This is a genomic window from Micromonospora sp. NPDC049203 (assembly GCF_043197215.1).
Lineage (GTDB): Bacteria > Actinomycetota > Actinomycetes > Mycobacteriales > Micromonosporaceae > Micromonospora.
Genome location: NZ_JBICSV010000019.1, coordinates 1 through 18963, shown reverse-complemented (window position 1 = coordinate 18963; position 18963 = coordinate 1). Strand labels below are relative to the sequence as shown.

General features: G+C 71.5%; 18 protein-coding genes and 2 tRNA genes. 9 read left to right on the top strand and 11 right to left on the bottom strand.

The window, feature by feature from the left end; all coding sequences use genetic code 11:
- Nucleotides 1-222: 222 nt before the first annotated feature.
- Complete coding sequence (locus tag ACGFIA_RS28360; protein WP_357381863.1) at nucleotides 223-417, top strand: hypothetical protein; 195 nt, start codon at nucleotides 223-225, stop codon at nucleotides 415-417.
- Here the strand turns inward: ACGFIA_RS28360 and ACGFIA_RS28355 are convergent.
- Genes ACGFIA_RS28355 through ACGFIA_RS28340 form a run of 4 tightly spaced genes read right to left on the bottom strand, consistent with a single transcriptional unit; the run spans nucleotide 356 to nucleotide 6544 of the window.
- The gene (locus tag ACGFIA_RS28355) at nucleotides 356-955 is read right to left on the bottom strand and encodes an FHA domain-containing protein (RefSeq protein ID WP_357381865.1); all 600 of its coding nucleotides are present in this window, start codon (nucleotides 953-955) and stop codon (nucleotides 356-358) included. The genes ACGFIA_RS28360 and ACGFIA_RS28355 overlap by 62 nt on opposite strands.
- Entirely contained in the window at nucleotides 955-2904 is a 1950-nt protein-coding gene (locus ACGFIA_RS28350) for an AAA family ATPase (protein ID WP_357479777.1), read from the bottom strand. Before ACGFIA_RS28350 ends, ACGFIA_RS28355 begins: the two co-directional genes overlap by 1 nt.
- Nucleotides 2901-4268 carry a hypothetical protein gene (locus ACGFIA_RS28345; RefSeq protein ID WP_357381868.1) on the bottom strand — a complete coding sequence of 456 codons (1368 nt, stop codon included), beginning with the start codon at nucleotides 4266-4268 and terminating at the stop codon, nucleotides 2901-2903. The genes ACGFIA_RS28350 and ACGFIA_RS28345 overlap by 4 nt, the downstream gene beginning before the upstream one ends.
- On the bottom strand, nucleotides 4265-6544 hold the full coding sequence (locus ACGFIA_RS28340) for a protein kinase (protein ID WP_393262971.1): 2280 nt from the start codon (nucleotides 6542-6544) through the stop codon (nucleotides 4265-4267). Before ACGFIA_RS28340 ends, ACGFIA_RS28345 begins: the two co-directional genes overlap by 4 nt.
- Before the next feature lie 81 nt (nucleotides 6545-6625).
- Between ACGFIA_RS28340 and ACGFIA_RS28335 the strand changes: the two genes are divergently transcribed.
- Complete coding sequence (locus ACGFIA_RS28335; protein ID WP_357381872.1) at nucleotides 6626-7888, top strand: hypothetical protein; 1263 nt, start codon at nucleotides 6626-6628, stop codon at nucleotides 7886-7888.
- Nucleotides 7881-8534 carry a 4Fe-4S single cluster domain-containing protein gene (locus ACGFIA_RS28330; protein ID WP_357381874.1) on the top strand — a complete coding sequence of 218 codons (654 nt, stop codon included), beginning with the start codon at nucleotides 7881-7883 and terminating at the stop codon, nucleotides 8532-8534. Before ACGFIA_RS28335 ends, ACGFIA_RS28330 begins: the two co-directional genes overlap by 8 nt.
- Nucleotides 8535-8541: 7 nt before the next feature.
- Here ACGFIA_RS28330 and ACGFIA_RS28325 read toward each other — a convergent pair whose 3' ends face one another.
- Nucleotides 8542-9723 carry a hypothetical protein gene (locus ACGFIA_RS28325; RefSeq protein WP_393262967.1) on the bottom strand — a complete coding sequence of 394 codons (1182 nt, stop codon included), beginning with the start codon at nucleotides 9721-9723 and terminating at the stop codon, nucleotides 8542-8544.
- Nucleotides 9724-9809: 86 nt separating this feature from the next.
- Nucleotides 9810-10529: a hypothetical protein gene (locus ACGFIA_RS28320; protein ID WP_357381878.1), complete on the bottom strand. Its 720-nt coding sequence runs from the start codon at nucleotides 10527-10529 to the stop codon at nucleotides 9810-9812.
- A 35-nt stretch (nucleotides 10530-10564) separates the two neighbouring features.
- Between ACGFIA_RS28320 and ACGFIA_RS28315 the strand changes: the two genes are divergently transcribed.
- Nucleotides 10565-11710, top strand: a complete 1146-nt coding sequence (locus ACGFIA_RS28315) for an OmpA family protein (RefSeq protein WP_357381880.1) — start codon at nucleotides 10565-10567, stop codon at nucleotides 11708-11710.
- The gene (locus ACGFIA_RS28310; RefSeq protein ID WP_357381882.1) at nucleotides 11707-11931 is read left to right on the top strand and encodes a hypothetical protein; all 225 of its coding nucleotides are present in this window, start codon (nucleotides 11707-11709) and stop codon (nucleotides 11929-11931) included. The genes ACGFIA_RS28315 and ACGFIA_RS28310 overlap by 4 nt, the downstream gene beginning before the upstream one ends.
- Here ACGFIA_RS28310 and ACGFIA_RS28305 read toward each other — a convergent pair.
- Nucleotides 11904-12953, bottom strand: coding sequence for a polysaccharide deacetylase family protein (locus ACGFIA_RS28305; RefSeq protein ID WP_357381884.1), 1050 nt, complete (start codon nucleotides 12951-12953; stop codon nucleotides 11904-11906). The genes ACGFIA_RS28310 and ACGFIA_RS28305 overlap by 28 nt on opposite strands.
- A 376-nt stretch (nucleotides 12954-13329) precedes the next feature.
- Between ACGFIA_RS28305 and ACGFIA_RS28300 the strand changes: the two genes are divergently transcribed.
- Nucleotides 13330-13554 (top strand): hypothetical protein, encoded by a 225-nt coding sequence (locus tag ACGFIA_RS28300; protein WP_357381886.1) that lies wholly within the window; start codon nucleotides 13330-13332, stop codon nucleotides 13552-13554.
- On the top strand, nucleotides 13545-13961 hold the full coding sequence (locus ACGFIA_RS28295) for a PIN domain nuclease (protein ID WP_357479762.1): 417 nt from the start codon (nucleotides 13545-13547) through the stop codon (nucleotides 13959-13961). Before ACGFIA_RS28300 ends, ACGFIA_RS28295 begins: the two co-directional genes overlap by 10 nt.
- A gap of 325 nt (nucleotides 13962-14286) precedes the next feature.
- Here ACGFIA_RS28295 and ACGFIA_RS28290 read toward each other — a convergent pair whose 3' ends face one another.
- The 3 genes from ACGFIA_RS28290 to ACGFIA_RS28280 all read right to left on the bottom strand — a co-directional run bounded on the left by ACGFIA_RS28290 (nucleotide 14287) and on the right by ACGFIA_RS28280 (nucleotide 15183).
- Nucleotides 14287-14853: a type I restriction-modification enzyme R subunit C-terminal domain-containing protein gene (locus tag ACGFIA_RS28290; RefSeq protein WP_393262961.1), complete on the bottom strand. Its 567-nt coding sequence runs from the start codon at nucleotides 14851-14853 to the stop codon at nucleotides 14287-14289.
- Between the two features lie 127 nt (nucleotides 14854-14980).
- Nucleotides 14981-15056: transfer RNA gene (locus tag ACGFIA_RS28285), tRNA-Arg, on the bottom strand.
- Between the two features lie 36 nt (nucleotides 15057-15092).
- Nucleotides 15093-15183, bottom strand: a tRNA-Ser gene (locus tag ACGFIA_RS28280).
- Nucleotides 15184-15317: 134 nt separating this feature from the next.
- On the opposite strand from ACGFIA_RS28280, the gene ACGFIA_RS28275 reads away from it, so the two are divergent.
- Nucleotides 15318-16733 carry a hypothetical protein gene (locus tag ACGFIA_RS28275; RefSeq protein ID WP_393262958.1) on the top strand — a complete coding sequence of 472 codons (1416 nt, stop codon included), beginning with the start codon at nucleotides 15318-15320 and terminating at the stop codon, nucleotides 16731-16733.
- A gap of 61 nt (nucleotides 16734-16794) precedes the next feature.
- On the opposite strand, the gene ACGFIA_RS28270 is transcribed toward ACGFIA_RS28275, so the two are convergent.
- On the bottom strand, nucleotides 16795-17568 hold the full coding sequence (locus tag ACGFIA_RS28270) for a CPBP family intramembrane glutamic endopeptidase (RefSeq protein WP_357381894.1): 774 nt from the start codon (nucleotides 17566-17568) through the stop codon (nucleotides 16795-16797).
- 121 nt (nucleotides 17569-17689) lie between these two features.
- On the opposite strand from ACGFIA_RS28270, the gene ACGFIA_RS28265 reads away from it, so the two are divergent.
- Nucleotides 17690-18811, top strand: coding sequence for a globin domain-containing protein (locus ACGFIA_RS28265; RefSeq protein WP_357381896.1), 1122 nt, complete (start codon nucleotides 17690-17692; stop codon nucleotides 18809-18811).
- The last annotated feature ends 152 nt before the right edge of the window (nucleotides 18812-18963 follow it).

Below are 18963 nucleotides of genomic sequence, written 5' to 3'. Positions count from 1 at the left end.
CCGGTCAGCCGGACGGGCGCGCGGCTCAGCCGGTCCGGGCAGCCGCTCGGTCCACAGGGGAGGGTGGGTAGGCCGGTTCCGGCGGATGAACGGCGTAGCCCGAGGGTCACCGACTTGGCCCGAAAGCGTGATGCCGTCCTGACCGCAAGCGGCTCCCGATGGAGCCGTGTTCGGTGCATCCTGACGAAGAGGCAACCGAGATCGGCTGACAGGACGGCGACCATGACGGCTTCGGACGAGCTGCGCGAATACCTCGCGTCGGAGCTGCGCGAGGCCACCTCCGCCGCCATCCGCGCCGGGGCGACCCCCGACGCGGTGACGGCCGACCTCGAGGAGCGGTTGCGCCGGGTACGGCTCATGCTGGCCGGGCTGGAGGACCCTGCCGATCCCGGTCCGGCTGACGGATCGACTCGCTGATCGGGCCCACGTGCGGTTCCCGGTCGGTGGCGAAGCGGATCTGGTCGCCGGGCCGCACCCGGGTACGGTCGTGGATCTCCGTACCGTTGATGAAGGTGCCGTTCGGCGCCTCCGGGAACGGGGTGATCCAGGCGGTTCCCTCCTCGTCCACGCTCACCGTGGCGTGCCGCCGGGAGACGTTGGGATAGCCGGCGAACACGTGCCCGTGCTCACCGGCCCGGCCCAGCTCGACGGAGCTTCGCCGGGCCGGTACGACCACCGAGCCGGACGGAAAGCTGATCACCAGGGCCGGCGGGACGAGCGACTGGTGGCACACCGTGCACCGGTCGTTGCGAAAGTCCGTTGCCCGGGCACCGCAGGACCAGCATGCCGGAGCCGGCGCTGCGCCCGTGGGCGTGTCCGGCGCGGCCTCGGCCGGCACCGGATCGGTGGCGGCTGGCGCGGGCACCAGCTCCTCGCCCGGATGTTTCGGGCAGAAATAGCCCGTCTCGGCCGGGTAGTTCTGCCCGCAGCGGGGACAGTGCAGCTCGGTATCCATCAGTCGTGCCTCGCGTCCAGCGTCACCACGCCGTCCGTGGCGACGATGTCGTCGACTCGTACCTTGCCCGATCGCACGTCCGCGTCGAAGAGGTAGCGGGCGAGCGGGTTGACCAACTTGCTCTCCACCTCGTTGCCGATTCCCCGGCCGCCGTATGTCAGCGTCTCGGGGGCGGTGCACCACCCCTCCAGACGCTGCCGGGCTGCGGGGGCCAGGTCGAGCTGCACATCGTGCTCCCGGGCCAGCCGGTCCCGGACGTTACTCAACTGCCGGTCCAGGATGCTGAGGGCGGTCGGTTCGTTGATGAAGTCGAACACCACGATGTTGTCGCCGAAGCGGTTGAGCAGCTCGGGACGGCCCAGCTCGCGGGTGAAGGTGTCCTTGATCGCCGCCTTGATGGTGCGCTCCAGCTCCTCGTACGCGATCCCCGGGTGGACGAGCTGGATCTTCTCGCCGGTCTGCGGATCGTCCCGGAAGATGCCCAGGTTGGAGGTGAAGATCAGCATGCACTCGGTGAAGTACGTGGTGACGCCCTGTCCGTCGGTGAGCCGGCCGTCGTCCAGGATCTGCAGGAACTTGTCGAAGATCTGCCGGTCCGCCTTGTCGAACTCGTCGAACAGGACGACCGAGAAGGGCTTGCGGCGGATCGCCCCGGTCAGCTCGCCGCCCGCCTCGTACCCGATGTAGCCGGGCGGTGCGCCGGTCAGCCGGTCGGCCGAGTGGCTCGTCGCGAACTCCGACATGTCGAACCGCAGATACGCCTCCGGGTCGCCGAACAGCATCATGGCCAACTGCTTGGCCAGCTCGGTCTTGCCGACGCCGGTCGGCCCGGCCAGGAACAGCACCCCGCGGGGCCGCTTCGCCGAGCTGGACGCCTGCGCCCCGGACAGGCCCAGCGCGGCGCGCTTGAGGATGTCGAACGCCTTCACCACGGCCGCCTCCTGACCGAAGATCTGGCCCGGGATCTCCCGCTCGCCTCGGACGATCTGTTCCCGGACGGTCTCCTGCCGCCACGGGTTCTCGTCCACGCCGATCCGGTAGATCTGGATCGCCTCGTCGAGGCGGGCGAACGGGATCTTCCGGTCCGCGCCCAGCCGGGCGATCTCCCGCATCGAGTGCAGCGTCATGTCGTCCGTGCGCTGCGCGAACCGGACCACGCCCGGGTCGGTCGCGGCGGGCGGATGAGGGGTGCCGGTGACGATCGGCGCGAAGTACCGGGCGGCCTTGATCCGGTCGGCCAGGCCGCAGTTGGACACGGCGATGGTGCGTACCCGTTCCATCCCGACGGTCAGCCAGGCCGGCAGGTCCCGCTCGCCCTCGGACAACCAGATGACCGGGTTGTAGAGGTCGGTCGGCCGCTCGGGCGGGCCGCCGAGGTGGGTCTCGGCGGTGGCCGCCAGCTTCTGGGCGAACAGGAAGAAGTCCCGCTCGACTCCCTCCAGCGCGGCCTGGCTGCGCGGGATCCGGGCCGCGTAGTCGATGACCAGGGCGGCCCGGGTGCCGGATGGATCCGCGGCCGGGGTGTCCTCGGGCTGCCGGTCGCCGGGGATGGCGTCGGCGTCGATCGGCGGCGGATCGGTCGCCCCGGCCACCCGCGCCATGCAGGTGCGCAACCGCTCAAGGGTCTGTTTCCGCCCGATCATGCGCCGGCCGAGGATCTGCTCGGCGGCCGCGCGCGCGTCCCGGTCATCGGGCGGATAGACGGTGACGCCGTCGACCTGGTCGGAGACGATCAGACAGCGGTAACCGGACGGTCGCAACGCCTGCCAGAGCACTTCGAGCAGGGGAACCGGACGGACACCGTCCGGGGTGGGACGTCGGGTCTCCGGCACCAGATAGAGATCGCGTACGTTGCCGTACAGGACGTACTGGGAGTGCACGGCGAGGGTCCCGGCCAGTTCCTGGGCGAACGACGGGAAGCCGGGCAGGAACTCGGACGATGTGCTCATCGATTCTCCTGATTGGGGTCGATCTGTCGCAGGACGGGTTCGGGCACCTCGATCGGTGCGGGCGTGGCAGCCGACCGTGGATCGATGTCCACCAGGGCGCGAACCGGCTCGTCGGGCACGTGCACCCGGGCGGCGATGCCGCGCCGGCCCAGTTCCTCGCCGACGCGCCGCAGGCCGTCGTTGAGCTCGGCGCAGCGGACGGCTTCCCCGCCGGCTCCGGCGGCCACCTGGACCAGTTGCGAGTGCACCCGGCCGGCCTCGTCGAGCCACACGTCGGCGACGTGACCGCCCCGCCAGTCCGGCCGGGTCACCAACAGCGCGGCATGACGCCGCACCTGCATGCCGGTGGTGACCGAGTAGCCGAGCTTGCCGAACGCCTCGGCCACCCCCTCCAGCAGCCGCCGGCGGTCCAGCTCCACCTGCACCCGGTTCAACGCGTTCTGCGCATCCCGGCGATCGGCCGAGGTGAGGTCCGCCTCACCGAGCACCACGGCTCGCAGCCGTTCGATCGCGTCGAAGCACGGGGGCCGCGGCGTACCGAAGTCGTTTATCACCTCGGCGACGAGCGGCTGCTCCAGCGCGGTCAGCAGATTCGCCGCCTCGCGACGGCGCGCGATGCGCGGGTTGAGATCCACGTCCACGGTCCGGGCGAGAGACTCCACGAAGGTACGCCCCATCGGGGAGTGCTTCTTCCGCTCCGCCTTCGCCGCCGCCTCCAGCGCCTGGATCCGGTCGTCCGACGTGGCGTCGGTGTGCAGGCGGCTCAGGATGGCGTCGATGTCGGCCTGCAACCGGCTCCCGTCGACCTTCGCCGGCGCCGGCGGTGCCGCGCTTTCGTGCCGCCCTCGCGAGGCGAGTACCGCCTGATAGCGGGCGAGCAGTTCGGTGGCGCTCGGCTCTCCCGCAGCGCCGGCGGCCATCCGGGACAACAGCTGCTGTCGCTCCCGTGCCGCCTCGGCCCGCTCGACCGCGGCCCGCGCTGCGGACAGCGCCTCCTGAGTCCGCGCCACCAGGCTCGGCGCGCCGGTCAGATGGCATCCGGTCAGATCCACCGGCCGGGGCAGGGCCAGCTGGACGCCCGCCCTCGCGGCGCGGGCGGACAGCAGGCGAAGGTCCTCATTGGTCCGGGCCACGGAACCCGCGGCCAGGTCCCAGAGTTGGGCCCGGATCTCCACGTCGTCCTGCGCGTCCGCCCTGCGCTCCATCTCTTCGCCGAATCGCTCCAGCGCCCGGCCGGTGGCCTCGGTGCCCGCCTGCGCCGCCCGGATCGCCAGCATCGCGGCCGCTCCGGCCCCGGCGGCAGCCAGCGCCACCGGGGCGACGATGAGGCCCACCGGCAACACTGCGATCTCTCCACCACTCATGAATCCGCTCCTTCTGCGGCCCGGGCCGGGCCGTCGTCGTTGTCTGACGGCCGGCGTCGCTCGGCTGCGGCGATCTGCTCCTCCTCGGCCGCCACCTGGCGGCGCCACGCCGCCCAGCGGCGCGACACCCACCCGAGGTGACCGATCGTCGTGGCGATCACCAGGTACTGCGGGAACAGGCTCGCCACCAGAGCGACCGCGGCCAGCGCCCCCAGCAGCGCCAGCGCCGCCGGGGCCCACGATCGCTGCATCCACCGGCCGAGCGGGCGCAGCACGATCGCACCCGCGCCAGGGATCGAGTACCGGTTGTGGAACCGGCCACCGATCTGGACGGCGAGGAGACTCTCGGCGAGCAGCGCGACGGAGAGGCAGCAGGAAGCGGCCACCCAGGCCAGGCCGATCACCCGGTCGTCGGCCCGGCCGGCGGCGTCGGCGCCGGTGATCGCCGCGACCCAGCCCACGGCGATCAGGCAGACGCCGGTCACCGCCCAGCCCAGGGCGACCGGCCGGTTCTGCCGGCGCGACCATTCCCGGAATGCGGCTATCGCGCGCGCGGACTCCTCGCCCAGCTCACGAACCTGGACCCGGTCGGCGATGGTCCGGGCGCGCGCGGTCGCGAGGTCGGCCAACAGCAGCGCCGCCCAGACCGTCGCGGGATCGTGGGCCAGGTCGGTGAACCACGGCACCTCCCAGGCAAGCTCCGCGTCGGTCCGCCGCGTCTCCTCCAGTACGGCGCGCAGGTCGTCCGGCTGGCGCAGTGCGACGCGCAGGCACACCGCCATCCGTTCCCGGTCGGTGACGGTGTCCCGCAGATGCCGCTGAGCCTCCGGGTCGGTCACCTGCCGCACCAGTTCGGGCCACTCCCGATAGGCGCGGCGCCAGGCCCGGTCCAGGTCGGTGAGGGCCTGACCGCCCTGCTCGCCGTCCTCCGGGGCCGACGTGTCGAACTCCCGCAGCAGCCGCCCGTTCCAGAGGTCACTGAGCACCTCGGCGTTGTCACCCTCGTTCGCCAGCGCCCGCTGGGCGATGGCGAGCAGGCCGCGGCGCGAGATGACGTGGTTGCGATAGACCGCTGGCCGGGCCGGATCGAGCGCGCGCAGGATCCGGAGCAGCCGCAGGTGCCCGGACTCCGTGGCCTCTCCGACGGCGGCCACCACCCGGCGGGCCTCGGCCGCGTCGTCGTCGCCGAACTGGCCGAGCCAGGCCGACAACCCGTCGAGCCCGCCGTCCCGCTCGACGATCGTCCGCACGGAATGGTTCCAGGCGGTCGTCATCGCCGTCGCCAGCTCGTCGCGCAGATGATACGAGCTGCCACGGAACCGGTACGGCTTCTCCGCCGCGTGCGGCGTCGACCCGGCCGAGGGTGCGGTACGGGGCGGCGCCGGCGCGCGGCGGGCCAGCCACAACCCGACCTTGGTGCCGCCCCAGCGGTCCGCCGGATCGGTCACCAGAAGCCCCTGGCACAGGGCGCGCAGCCGGTCGTCCGGCACACCGGAGACGTCTATCGGCCGGGTCTGCCCGAAGTGGCGCCGTACGTCCTCGTCGCTCAGTCCCTCGAACGGGTGCTCACCGGCGGCCAGCTCGAGGATCGTCAGCCCCAGGCCCCACCAGTCGGTCGCCGTGCCGACCTGTCCCAGGTTGCTCCACTCGGGCGGCTGATAGAAGCTGCTGATCGGCTCGGTCCACTCGGCCGCGCCGATCGGCCCGGCGATGCCGAAGTCGACGAGGGTCGCCTCCGACCCGTCGAGCATGACGTTGGCCGGCTTGACGTCGCGGTGCACGTACCCGTGACCATGCAGGTCCATCAGTGCCGCGGCGATCTGCCGCACCACGGGGGTGAGCTGGGCCAGCCCGAAACCGCGGGAATCCGCCCGCTGCCGCTCCCGCAGGGTCTGGCCCGGGACGAAGTCCATCACGCTGTAGTCGGCCTCGAACTCGAGGTGCCGGACCACCCGAGGGTGCCGGCCGGCGAGGTAGTCGACCAGCCCCGGGTCGGGCCGGCGGGCGAGCTGGTGACGCTTGACGACCGCCTCGGTGCCGTCCGCGCGGACCCGTACGACGAACAGTCCCGGCCGCTCCAATCGCCGGAGCAGCTGGTAACGGGCGGCCAGCCGCACCGGCAGCCCGTCGGCGGGCCAGTCGTCCGGTCGGCTCCGACCGGCGTCCAGCAGCGTCTCGTCCAACGCGTCGCCGCCCCGCGCCGGCGGGAACAGCCTGGTCCGCCCCGCGTCCAGCAGGGTCTCGTCCAGCACGGCCGGTCGATCGGGCTGGCTCATCCGCCGCTCACACCTCCGCGCTCCGGTCCGCCAGAACTCTGGTGACCCACCAACCCCCGCCATAGAGGGAGTGACGGACCAGTGAGCTACGTGCAGCTGTGGGGCCGGCGTTTCGGCCAGGCCCTCACCGTTCTCCGCGACCCCGACGCGGGTCTGCTCGATCCGTTGCCCAGGCCCGCCGTCAACCCAAGGGTCGACGCCGCACAACTCGTCGCGCAGGCCAGGGAGAAGGGTCTGAGCGACGGCCGGCAGGCCCTGTACGACGGGTGGTCGTTCGGGCACGAGGGCGACCCACCGCACGCGGTGGGCGAGCCGAAATACGTCGAGACGCTGCGCCGGCTGCGCGACTCCGCCCTCAACGAGCTCCGTGACCGGCAGCAGAAGACCGCCGACCGGTTGGTCGACCTGCACCACACCGTGCGGGAGGCGGACCTGGCGATGCGGGCGGCCCGCGACCGGATGGCCCGGATCGCCACCCGTGACCAGCACGACGAGGACGACTCGCTACGCGCCCACCTGCGCCGCCGGAACATCGACACCGACCGGCTGCAACTGCCGCCACTGAACAGCGAGGTGTGGGAGGGCGACGCGCCGCCGATGCGTCTGATCTGGCGGATCCTCGTCCTGATCTTCCTCGTCGCGGTGGTCTTCGAGATCGAGCACTACGTCGCCGGGGCGTACCTGCCGTTGACCGAGCTGGGACGGACCACGGGTCTGCTGCTCACCGGCGCGATCGCCGCCCTGACCGTCCTCGCGCCGCTGATGGCCGGGCAGCTCTTCCGCAACCGGCACGCGACCGGATTCGACCGGCTGCTGGCCCCGCTGACCTTCGTCCTGCTGCTGCCCACAATGGCGATCATCCTGGGCTTCGGACTGCTCGCCGCGAGCTTGTTCGACCGCGGCGTCACCGGCGGGGCACCGTTCGACGCCGCCACCGACCCGTCCCGCACGGCCGCGCTCGGGCTCACCCCGGCGACGCTGATCGTCGTCTTCGACGTGGTGCTGTTCCTGGCGTGCCTGATGGCGTACCTGTTGGGGCTCGCCCAGCCGCATCCGTTCCAGCAGGCCTTCGCCCGCAGCCGGCGGGTGCGCAACCGTACTCTCGGGGTGACCCAGCGGATGGGTAACCGGATCAACCCGGACTACCGGGCGATGACCACGATGGACGACGGGCCGGACGATCGGGACCCGGTGGTCGCGCCGGAACAGGAAGCGGCGATCAGGAACGCCTACCGCGCCGCCGAGGAGGCGTACTACCAGGGGTTGATCGAGGCGGTGGCGGATCCGACGTTCACCGAGGCCGTCATGCGGCATCGGCGAGAGCCGGAGCCGGCCGGTGAGTGAGCACCTGCGGCTGGCCCGCGCCCACTTCCCGGTGACCTCGCTGGGCTACGGTCACCGCCTGGTGCTCTGGGTGCAGGGCTGCCCGCTGGCGTGCCCCGGGTGCATCGCGAAGGACACCTGGGACCCCGAGGGCGGCGTCCCGGTCGATGTAGCGGACCTGCTCGGGGACGTCCGCCGGGCGGTCCTGGCCGGAGCCGACGGGCTGACCGTCAGCGGCGGCGAGCCACTGCGGCAGGCCGCCGCGGTCGGGTCGCTGCTCCGGGGCGTACGGGAGCTGGGCGCCGCCTTCGACGTGCTTCTCTACACCGGGTTCGAGCTGGACGAGTTGGATCCCGCGCAGCGGGAGACGGCCGAGCTCGCCGACGTGCTGATCACCGGGCGGTACGTCGCCACCGCCCCCACCGGGCTCATCTGGCGCGGCTCGGCGAACCAGCGGATGCACCTGCGTACGCCCTTGGCGCGCGACCGCTACACGGAGTTCGTCGAGTACGAGCCCGAACACCCGCCCATCCAGATCGAGGCCGACCGGGAAGGCCGGCTGTGGTGGGCGGGCGTTCCGAACCGTCCCGAGACCAAGCGTGCTCTCGACCGAGGACTGGCGGCGCTCGGCTACTCCGTCGAGTCGGCGAGCTGGCGCCACCAGTAGCGGCACCTCAGTCCGTCTGCTTCGGTTCCCGCTGCGGCCCCGCGTCCGGCCCCGCGTCCGGGCCGGCGTCCGGGCCCGGCTCGGTGGGCTCGGTCACCGGCCGGCGCGGGCGGATCAGCCGACGCCAGCCCGACTCCGGCGGCGCCTGGAACCGCCGGACGAGCATCGCCGCCTCGGCTCGGACGCGCCGGGCCGCGGACTCGCACCGCTCGACCTCGACGATGTACTGCCGTTTGCGGCTGTCCCGCAGGTGGTCGAGTTGCTGGCCGAGGGTCCGCGCCTCGGCGACGTCGCGCAGCAGCGCCCCCTGCCGCGGCTGGGCCCGGCGGAGGCGCCGATCGCTGCGCCTGACCTGCCCGACCTCCTCGCGGGGCCGGCGATACCCCGCGGTGAACGCGATGGCCCCGGTGAGCAGATAGAGCAGGAGCAGCACCATGGCGCCCAGGCCCGAGCTGGGGTCGGTGGACTCCGTGGCACCACTGATGAACGAAGCCTGCGCGTCGTTGCCGGGCAGCGGGGGTGCGAAGAGGCGGAGGGCGAAGGCGCCCAGCCCCATCGAGAGCCACAGACCGAGGAGCGACCAGCCGGACACCGCGCGCCGGACGTTCCGTCGCTGCTCCCTGACGTGCTTGAACCCCTCACCGGCCCAGTGCGCGACATAGGTCGTGGTCACCGCCAGGGCGGCCACCAGCGGCCACACCCTCGCGTCGTTGAGAATCCGCTCGACGACCTGGTTGAAGGTGATGAGGTCCGCGACCATGGCGAACAGCAGCACGATGTAAAGAATCAACTGGCCGATCCACCCGCGACCGGCCAACTCGCCGACCTTGCCGGTCTGGTAGCTCGGTCCCGAGTCCTCCTCGCCGTCGGGACCGGCCGGTTCCGGGGTGTCACGCTGCTCGACGGCGCGGATCGCCCGCTGCTTCACGTACTCAAGCTCTTTGATCTTGCCGCCCCGGCCCTCCGACTCGTGGTCGAACTGGGTGACGAGGCCGTCGATCCGGGCCTGCAGGTCGCCCAGCTCGACCTCCTCGGCCGTGTGGTGGCGCAGGATCGCGGCCTTCATCTCGATCACGTGCGACTCGATGACCTCGTCGATCGCCTTCATCACACCGCCGTCGATGCCGAACGGCGCGACGGTTGCGAGGTGCCGCCTGACCCGGACCCTGAGCCGGTCTTCGTCGTCCATCGCCGGGACACGATGCAGGCTCAGTTGCCTGAGCCGCTTGGCGGTCCGACGCAACTCGGTACGGCGCTTCCATTCCTTTGGCGTCTTCACGACGAGCTCCCGGTGTCGGGGGAAGGGGACGATGTCTCGAGAACCCAGGTGGGAAGTTCAACCGGGGGGAGGGTGAGCAGCGGGTAGAGCGTCCGCCCGTGCGGGTGGGCCCGTGCCAGCGCGGCCAGATATTCGGCGGTACGCCGCTGGTACAGCTCTACCGCGCCGCGGGCGCGGGTGCCTGGACCGGAGGCCGCCGCCTGGTGCTGGCGCACCGCGGCGACCCGTTCGGCCCGCCGGCGGTCGACCTGGTCGCGGGCGCGGTCGAGTTCTTCCCGCGCTCGCGTGATCCGCCGGGAGCGGGCCACCTCCCGGCGGTGCCGCAACATCGCGTCCGACCAGCGCTGCTCCTCCCGGTTGCGGGGTAACAGCTCCTCATCGGTCAGCGGACGCCGTGCCGCCTCGACGCGCTGCTCGCACCGTACGACGTCCTCGCGAGCCCGTTCGAGCCGCTCGTCACACCGGTCGAGCTCGATCGCCGCGGCCCGGCCCATCGTGAGGAACTCGGCGTGCAGCTCGTCGAGTTTCTCGTGCAGTTCGGCGAGCAGGACGAGCTGATACCCGACGGTGACGGTCTCCCCGGTGCCGGCCAGCTCCGCCTGGCGGCGCCGCACCTCGGCCAGGGCCGGGATGCCTTGCTCGCCGTCGTGCGTTCCCCGGTTCCGGTCCGCGCGGCGCAGCGCGGCCGGGTAGGACGTGTCGCTCGTGGCCACCATGTCCTGTGCTGACGGACGGTCCGTCAGCACAGGACATGACGACTCGCAGGTCTGCCCGAATCGCCGCCCTGGCACTGTGTGTGCCGCTGGTCGGTGCGATCGCCGGCTGCATCCCGCTGATAGGCGAAGAGTTCACGTTCAACTGTCCGCAACCCGCCGCCGCGGGCCTCGGCATCGCGGTCGGCGCCCGGGCCAACAGCCCCGCCCCGGCCCTGACCACCGACGTGCGCAAGCTGATCGTCGACACGATGAACGGCTGCGGCAAGATCACCACGATCCGGGTGGACGGGCGTCCCAGCATCGTCGACGACGCGGTTTTCGGCACCCAGGCGAAGACCAAGTCCAACTTCGCCATCGACCAGAAGGCGTTCCTGGACCGGGTCGGCGCGATGATCGCGAACGCGAAGGCAGGGGCACCAGAGGCGAATGTGCTGAAGGCGCTGAGCGTGGCGTCGGACGCGGCCGGCCCGGGCGGCACGGTGGTGCTCGTCGACTCCGGCGTGCAGACCACCGCCCCGCTCGACTTCCGCAGGAACGACCTGCTGTCGCGGCGTCCGGAGGCTGTCGCCAAGCTGCTCCGGCAGCAGCGTCTGCTGCCCGACCTCCGGGGCCGGAAGGTCATCATGACCGGCCTCGGCTACACGGCGATGCCGCAGGAGCAACTCGACGACCGCAACCGGTCGACCCTGGTGAACCTGTGGCGCGAGATCGTCCTCGCCGCCGGCGCGAAGGATCCGGTGATCGACTCGAGCGCCAACACAGCGGATTCCGCCGTGACCAGCCCGACCGTGAGCGTGGTGCGGTTCGTGGTCGGCGACATCCGGCCCGACTGCGACACGCTTGCGGTCTTCCCGGACAGCGGCGCGGTCGGATTCGTCCCCGACGAGGCGGAACTCCGTGATCCGGCCGGCGCCCGCAAGGTCCTCGCCACGTTCGTCGCGTTCCTGCGCGGTAACCCCACCGCGCAGGTAGTGGTCAGGGGATACGTAGCCCACTACGGCGCCGGCGACCTGTCCCAACGCCGCGCCGACCGGGTGAAGCGGGAGTTCGTCGCCCTGGGCGCCACCAACAGGATCACCGCGAAGGGAATGGGTTGGGGCCCGTACCCGAGCGTGAGTGCCCCTCCGGACGAACGGTACGACCAGAAGAACCGCATGGTCACGATCGAGGTGAGCTGTTGACCACCGTGGAACTGAGCGAGGCTGCGCCGGCCCCAGCGGCCTGGACGGACATCCCGAATGCCGGACCTCATCGACCTGGCCCGGCCTTCCTCACGGCGGTGGTGCCCGAAGCGAAGGGGCCGTCCCGGTTTCCCGAAACGGCCCCTCATCTGCTCGGGCGCCACGATCCCGTTCTGCGTCAGATGAGCGACGATCAGCCCGTGGTGCAGGAACGGATCTGAGCTCTGGCACCGCTGTTGCCGTTCATCATCGTGGTGAAGCCGAAGGTGTTGCCGCTGCCGTTGGACCGCATCGTCATCACGTAACCGGTGCTGTCCCAACTGGGGGAGCCGTTCCAGGTAGTGACGATCCGCTGCGGCGCGGTCACCGCCACGACCACCGTCCAGTTGCTGGCCCCCTGAACCGTCACCGACGTGTTGTACCGGTCACCCCAGACGTTGGGAGTCGTCGCCGTCGCTGTGCACCCGCTGGTGGGCGGTGGAGTGGTCGGCGTGCCGGTCGGCGGCGGAGTGGTCGGCGGCGGAGTGCCGTCCGGGGCCACCGCTCGGCCGGTGCTCGGTGAGATCATGCCCGGACAGAGGTTGCGGCTGCTCAGGTTGGCCATGATCTGCGGAATCGCGTCGCGGGTGTTCTGTATGCCGTCGTGCATCAGGATCACCTGGCCGGCCTGGAGGCGGCTGGCGTTGGAGACGATCTGGCTGACGCTGGCGCCGTTCCAGTCCTGGGAGTCGACGTCCCAGATCACCTGGCGCAGGCCAAGCGACGTGGCGACCGACTGAAGGGTCGAGTTGGTCTCCCCGTAGGGCGGGCGGAACAGCTGCGGCCGGACGCCGGTCGCCGACTGGATGGCTGAGTTGGTCTGGGCGAGGTCCGACTGCATCTGGCTCTGGCTCATCGAGGTCATGTGCGCGTGGTTCCAACTGTGGTTGGCCACCCACATGCCCGCGTCGACCTGGGCGCGCGCGGCGGACTGGTTGCTCTGCACGTTCTGCCCGACGTTGAACATGGTCGCCCGTACGCCGTTCGCGCGCAGCACGGAGAGCAGTGCGCTGGTGCTGCCGGTCGGCCCGTCATCGAAGGTGAGGCCGACGTACCCGTTGCAGACGGCGGCGCTGGACGGAGTGGCGGCGACCGCGAGACCGGCGGCGCTCAGCGCCACGGCAGAGGCGAGCACGGCCAACCGCGTGAGACGCGATGTTCGGGGGGTGGACGGGCGGCGGGAGCCGCCGATGCTGGAGTACATGCGCAGGTCCTCCTTGGGACGGGTGACACCTGACGACGCATGGCTTCAATCGACACAGGTTGATGTCGCCGTGTTCGGAGTATTGCAGCGGCGTTTCGAACAGGTCAATGATTTTCCGGAAGTTTTCCGGAAAGAGTCAGCCCCTAGTCAGTCGCCATGCATCCCGGTGCCGTGCTGTCCTTCGCTACCGTCAGCCTGGGGCAGCGCACGGCCGCTGGCCGACCTCCACGATCGCCTGGACGATGGTGCCGGCTCCCGTTCCGAGGTAGGCCGCGTTGCGTCGTTCCTGATCCGGCATGTGCGGTCAATCGCTTCGGATTCGTCTCACACTCACGTCACCGTGATATCGCGATAGCGCCACCTACGGAGGTGTCGAATGGCCAACATCCTCATCCGCGATCTCAGTCAAGAAGCGGTCGACCGCATCGACGCGGCGGCCGCCAGCCTGGGGCTGTCGCGCAACGAGTACCTACGCCGCAAGTTCGAGGAGAACATCATCCCCGCTGGCGACCGGACGGTCACCGCCGAGGACTGGCAACGGTCCGCAGAGGCATTCGCCGACCTTGCCGATCCCACGGTCATGGAGGCCGCGTGGCGGTGACGAGCTGGCTGATCGACAAGTCCGCGTACGTCCGGCTCCAACTCGGCCAAACGACCAACCGTGACCAGTGGAGCGCACGCATCAGCCGGGGGCTGGTCCGGCTCTCCACCATCACGCGCCTCGAACTCGGCTACTCGACGCGCTCCGGAGAAGCGGGGCGCCGACAGTTCGCCGCCCCACCGCTGTCACTGATGCCGATCGAACACCTCACACCCGCCATCGAGGACCGCGCACTGGAAGTACAGATGCTGCTCGCTGACCGTGGCCAGCACCGAGCGCCGTCTATCCCCGACTTGCTGGTCGCGGCGACCGCTGAGAAGACCGGCCTGACGGTCCTGGCCGTCGACGAGGACTTCGACCTCATCGCCGCGCTAACCGGCCAGCCGATCGAAACCCTGCCCAGCTGAGCGATGAGCCGGGCCTGTCGCGTTCGGCGTAAGCATGATCGACTCTGGCTTGTCCGGGGCGTAGCCTGTCAAGCCGGTGCGGGATTGAGTGGCCCGACGTTCCGCTTCGGCCCGGATGCGGTCGAGTGCGCTGACCTAGATTTATACGAATTTGCCCGAATTTGTATGTAGCATCTTCGACGGATCGTGACATCAGAGGGCGTTCCCCTCCCCCAGGCGCACCCATAGGTGCGCGATCAACCGGGGGACGCTGACGAAGCCGTGGGCGTAGGTCATCCTCGTCCTTGACCCCAGGCACTTTGCCCCTCAGCTTCGCTTCGAGGCACTACGCCACCTCCGCCTCAGGGGCGGCGGTGTCTCGGACAGAGTTGAGGATCGTGATCAGGCGGTCGACGTCGGCGGACGGGAAAATCGAGTCCGGCCCCTGCGGGGCGATGTCGCTGAACGGCGAATCGTAGAGCCGCTCGGGCTCCATGACCCCGTTCTGGGTCAGATGGGCGACGATCAGGTTCACGAAGTTGATCTGGCTCGCGGTGAGCGTCCGGCTGGTCAGGAAGTCACCGAACGCCTCGGTGGCGGCTTCCCGGTCGAGGCCGACCAGCGAGCGGATGAACAGGCCGAGCCCGTGGGCCGAGCGGCGGGCCTCGTCGATGTCCTCGGTGCCGCCGCCGCTGGCCGCCAGCATCCGCTCCAGCTCATCGAGGTCGGTCGGGGAGAGCTGCTTGTTGCGGCGCAGCTTCTGCAACGCCAGGTGGTCCTCGTGGGCGCGCAGGTACACCCGGGCCTTGGCGCGGAACCGCTCGAAGTCCGTGCCAATCTTGATGGAGCAGCAACCACCCGAGCATCTGACTCGTCGACAGGCCCCGCCGTCAGGATCCGACCACGCCCGCACGCTGCAGGAACGGTGCCAGAGGCGACTCTGCGTTACGAAAAACCAGTCTCAGTGGCGGACGTGCCACCCGAGTGGCACGAAAAATGCCCCTCCGTCTATCGACGGAAGGGCATTTTCCCTGTTCAAGTGGTGCGCCCGAAGGGACTCGAACCCCTAACCTTCTGATCCGTAGTCAGATGCTCTATCCATTGAGCTACGGGCGCCTGGTGCTCGGCCAGTCTACACAACCGGCTTTCGCGCGGAGACTCCGGGATTCGAACCCGGGAGGGGCTTTAAGACCCCAACCGCATTAGCAGTGCGGCGCCATAGACCAGACTAGGCGAAGTCTCCCTGGTGACCCCGAGGTCACCGCGCCCGAGGATACAGGGCCGTACCCGCCCGGGGCAAAGCGACTATCGGAACCCGCCTCCATGACCGTGTCTTGGTCGTGTGCCAGATCACGCCCACGGCTACGCTCCATCGGTATGCAGGAGCAGCCGCCGAGCGATCCGCCCCGTCGCGAGCCCGCCCCCAAGGCCCGGCGGAGCCGCTCCCCACGACCGACGTTCAGCCCGCCGCCCGCACCGGACCCCGCTGCGGAGAGCGCGACGAGCGACACACCGACGCCCAGGCGCCCGCGCCGGGCGGCGCCCACAGTCGTCTTCCAGCCGCCGACGCCGGCCGCCGACGCACCGCCGGCACCGCGCCCGCGTCCGGCCGCCGATCCTTCGCCTGCCGATCCGGGTACGCCCGGCGAGCAGGCCGCCCCGGAGGCTGCCGGCAGCGGCCCGGATGCGCCGCCGGCAGACCAGGCCACTCCGGGGACGTCGACGACTCCTTCGGGTACGACCGCCGCCGAACGGACCGCCGCCGGAGACGGTGAGGAGCCGGTCCACGAGCCCCAGCCGGAAGCCGCGACGCCCGCGTCGAGCGCCGGGGAGGGCGCGCTCGCCACCGACGAGAGACCTGTCACAGCGGAGCAGCATCAGGCCACCGAACGTCCGGCCGAGGAGGAGGCGCCGAAGCGGACGCGCCGCGCTCCCGCAGCCAAGAAGGCCGCCCCGGTCGCGAAGAAGGCGGCTCCGGCGGTCAGGAAGGCCGCTCGGAAGGCGTCGCCGCCGAAGCGCGAGACGAAGGCCGCTCGGGCAGAGGTCACTGCCACCACCACCGCAGCCGACGCGGAGCAGTCGGACGAGACGACGCGCCGGCCGGCAACGCCCGCGGCCGTCGTCGGACAGGCGGCTGGACGACCTGACTCCTCGCGTACGCCGGTGGAGGGCTGGCGGGCGGTCGGGCCGAAGCTGCGCGACCACCCCGGGTTCGCGCCGGAGCTGCTGGCCCTTGCGGCAGTGGAGGTGCTCGGGCCGCGGGCCTCGGCCTGGGTGGAGCAGGTCCGGCGGGCCTACCCGGAGGCGGACGCCGACGGGGTGGCCCGGCTGGCGACCCGGCGGTTCGTCCGGATGGCCGGTACGGGTGGGGCGCTGGCGGCGGGCGCCGGGCTGTTCGCGCCGGTCGCGGAGCTGGCGACGGTGCTGTGGACGCAGGCGAACCTGGTGTTGCATCTGGCGGCGGCGTACGGGCGGGATCCGGCACATCCGGATCGGGCGGCCGAGCTGCTGGTGCTGACGTCGGTGCACCCGGACGACGGCACCGCGCGGGCGGCGTTGGCGGCGGCTCGGGCGGCGGACGCTCCGGCGGACGGTCAGTGGGGGCGGGTGGCGCAGGCGGCCTGGCGGCTGGCCACGCCGGTGGCCGCGCAGGCGGGTGGCTGGGTCGGGTTGCGGCTGGTCGCCCGGTTGCTGCCGGGTGCGGCGGCGCTGACGGCGGCGACCGGCGGTACGGCGGTGGCCGGGCGGGTGGCGGCGCGGGCTGTCGCCCGGTACCGGCCACCCCGCGCCTGACCGGCAGCGGCACCGAGCCCACCTCGCCTGATCGGCGGCGGGACGGCGAGGTGGCGACAGCCTAGAGCCAGTCGAACCAGGACTTCGGCAGCATCGCGTAGCCGACGAACGCGAAGATGTCGAGCAGCGTGTGCGCGACGATCAGCGGGGCGACCCGGCGGGTGCGCAGGTAGAACAGCCCGAAGATCACGCCCATCACCGCGTTGCCGACGAACGCGCCGAAGCCCTGGTAGAGGTGGTAGGAGCCGCGCAGCAGCGCGCTCGTGGCGAGCACCGCGCCGATCCGCCAGTTGAGCTGCCGCAGCCGGGTGATCAGGTAGCCGACCACGATCACCTCCTCCAGCACGGCGTTCTGCACGGCGGCGAGGATCAGCACCGGCACCGCCCACCACAGGTCCGGCAGCGCGGCCGGGACGAGCGTGGCGTTGAGCCCGAGCTGCGCCGCCGCCCAGAACAGCGCCAGCCCGGGCAGGCCGATGAGCGCGGTCAGGCCCGCGCCCCGGACCAGGTCGGAGCCGGGCCGCCGGAAGTCGACGCCGAGCGTCCGTGCCGGGTCGCCGGGGTCGCGCGCCAGCAGGTGTACGGCGAGCAGCACCGGCAGCAGCGCGAAGACGATCCCGAGCAGCTGGTACGTGAGATCGAGGTACGGCCGGGCCGACGCGGAGGTGTTCAGCGCGGCGGTCTGCTTGGACAGTCCCCCTGTCGCGGTCAGCTTGGCGATCAGCGAGACCAGCGCGTACACGGCCGACTGGCCGAGGGACAGACCGAGCACGAGCAGCGTCTCGGTGCCCAGCATCCGGCGGGAGACCGGGCGGGCCAGCTCGTCAACCGTCACCGGACCATGAAAGCACTTCGGTGATCGGGCCGGACGGTCGCACAGTCTGTGCGACCGGCGTACACGCTCCGTGGACATTCTATGGCTGCCGATCCGCCGTACGGAGAAGGAGCGTGCCCCCGTGGAGAACTTCGCGCGGCTGCTGAAGGAGAGCTGGGCCCTGGTCGAGGAGGAGCGGGAGCGGCTCAGCGGTCATTTCTACGCCCGGCTGTTCCTCCTCGACCCGGAGCTGCGCAAGCTGTTCCCGGTGCAGATGAACGGGCAGGGGGACCGCATCCTGGAGGCCATCGTCACGGCCACCCAGACGGTGGGCGACCCGGAGAGCTTCGACGAGTACCTGCGCGCGCTCGGCCGGGACCACCGCAAGTACCACGTGGCGGCCGGGCACTACGCGACGATGGGCGTCGCGCTGCTCGACGCGCTGCGCAGCACCGCCGGGGACGGCTGGAACCTGGAGTACGACCAGGCGTGGCGGGAGGCGTACGCGAGCATCAGCGCGCGGATGCTCGCCGGCTCGGCGGCCGACGAGAACCCGCCGTTCTGGCACGCGGAGGTGCTGACGCACGAGCGGTACGGCCCGGACACGGCGGTGCTGACCGTGCGTGCGCTCCAGGATCCGCTGCCCTGGCTGGCCGGCCAGTACGTGAGCGTGGAGGTGCCCCGCTACCACCCGCGGGTGTGGCGGACGTACTCGGTGGCGAACGCGCCGAACGAGGAGAACGTGCTGGAGTTCCACGTGCGTACGCCGCCGGGCGCGGCCGGTTGGGTGTCCGGCGCGCTGGTGCGCCGCACCAAGCCGGGCGACCTGCTGCGGGTGGCCGCGCCGATGGGCTCGATGACGCTGGACCCGGACTCCACCCGGGATGTGCTCTGCGTGGCCGGCGGGGTCGGCCTGGCGCCGATCAAGGCGCTGGTGGAGGAGCTGACCCGGGTCAACCGGACCCGCTGGGTGCACGTCTTCTACGGCGCCCGCCGCCCGGACGAGCTGTACGGGCTGCCCGGCCTGGAGGACCTGGTGGCGTCCCACCCGTGGTTGTCGGTGACGCCCTCGTGCAGCGAGGACCCGGGATTCGGCGGCGAACTCGGTGAGGTCTCCGAGGTGGTCACCCGGTACGGCCCGTGGACCACGCACGACTGCTACGTCTCCGGCTCGGCGGGCATGGTCCGGGCCACCCTGCGGGCGCTCGCCGCCGACGACGTACCGCCCGACCACATCCGGTACGACACGTTCGGCAGCCTCTGATCTTTCCTCCCCCCGAGGGGGGGGGGGGGGGGGGGGGGGGGGGGGGGGGGGGGGGGGGGGCGGGCCCCGCCCCCCCCCCCGCGCGCGCCCCGCCCCGCCCCCCCCCGGCGCCGCCCCGCCCGCCCGGGGGGGGGGGGGGGGGGGGCGGGCGG

What these genes read in the sequence shown, in the direction of transcription:
- ACGFIA_RS28360 (WP_357381863.1), top strand. Translation starts at nt 223, where the DNA reads ATGACGGCTTCGGACGAGCTGCGCGAATACCTCGCGTCGGAGCTGCGC.
- ACGFIA_RS28355 (WP_357381865.1), bottom strand. Translation starts at nt 955, where the DNA reads ATGGATACCGAGCTGCACTGTCCCCGCTGCGGGCAGAACTACCCGGCC.
- ACGFIA_RS28350 (WP_357479777.1), bottom strand. Translation starts at nt 2,904, where the DNA reads ATGAGCACATCGTCCGAGTTCCTGCCCGGCTTCCCGTCGTTCGCCCAG.
- ACGFIA_RS28345 (WP_357381868.1), bottom strand. Translation starts at nt 4,268, where the DNA reads ATGAGTGGTGGAGAGATCGCAGTGTTGCCGGTGGGCCTCATCGTCGCC.
- ACGFIA_RS28340 (WP_393262971.1), bottom strand. Translation starts at nt 6,544, where the DNA reads ATGAGCCAGCCCGATCGACCGGCCGTGCTGGACGAGACCCTGCTGGAC.
- ACGFIA_RS28325 (WP_393262967.1), bottom strand. Translation starts at nt 9,723, where the DNA reads ATGGACGACGAAGACCGGCTCAGGGTCCGGGTCAGGCGGCACCTCGCA.
- ACGFIA_RS28320 (WP_357381878.1), bottom strand. Translation starts at nt 10,529, where the DNA reads ATGGTGGCCACGAGCGACACGTCCTACCCGGCCGCGCTGCGCCGCGCG.
- ACGFIA_RS28315 (WP_357381880.1), top strand. Translation starts at nt 10,565, where the DNA reads ATGACGACTCGCAGGTCTGCCCGAATCGCCGCCCTGGCACTGTGTGTG.
- ACGFIA_RS28305 (WP_357381884.1), bottom strand. Translation starts at nt 12,953, where the DNA reads ATGTACTCCAGCATCGGCGGCTCCCGCCGCCCGTCCACCCCCCGAACA.
- ACGFIA_RS28300 (WP_357381886.1), top strand. Translation starts at nt 13,330, where the DNA reads ATGGCCAACATCCTCATCCGCGATCTCAGTCAAGAAGCGGTCGACCGC.
- ACGFIA_RS28275 (WP_393262958.1), top strand. Translation starts at nt 15,318, where the DNA reads ATGCAGGAGCAGCCGCCGAGCGATCCGCCCCGTCGCGAGCCCGCCCCC.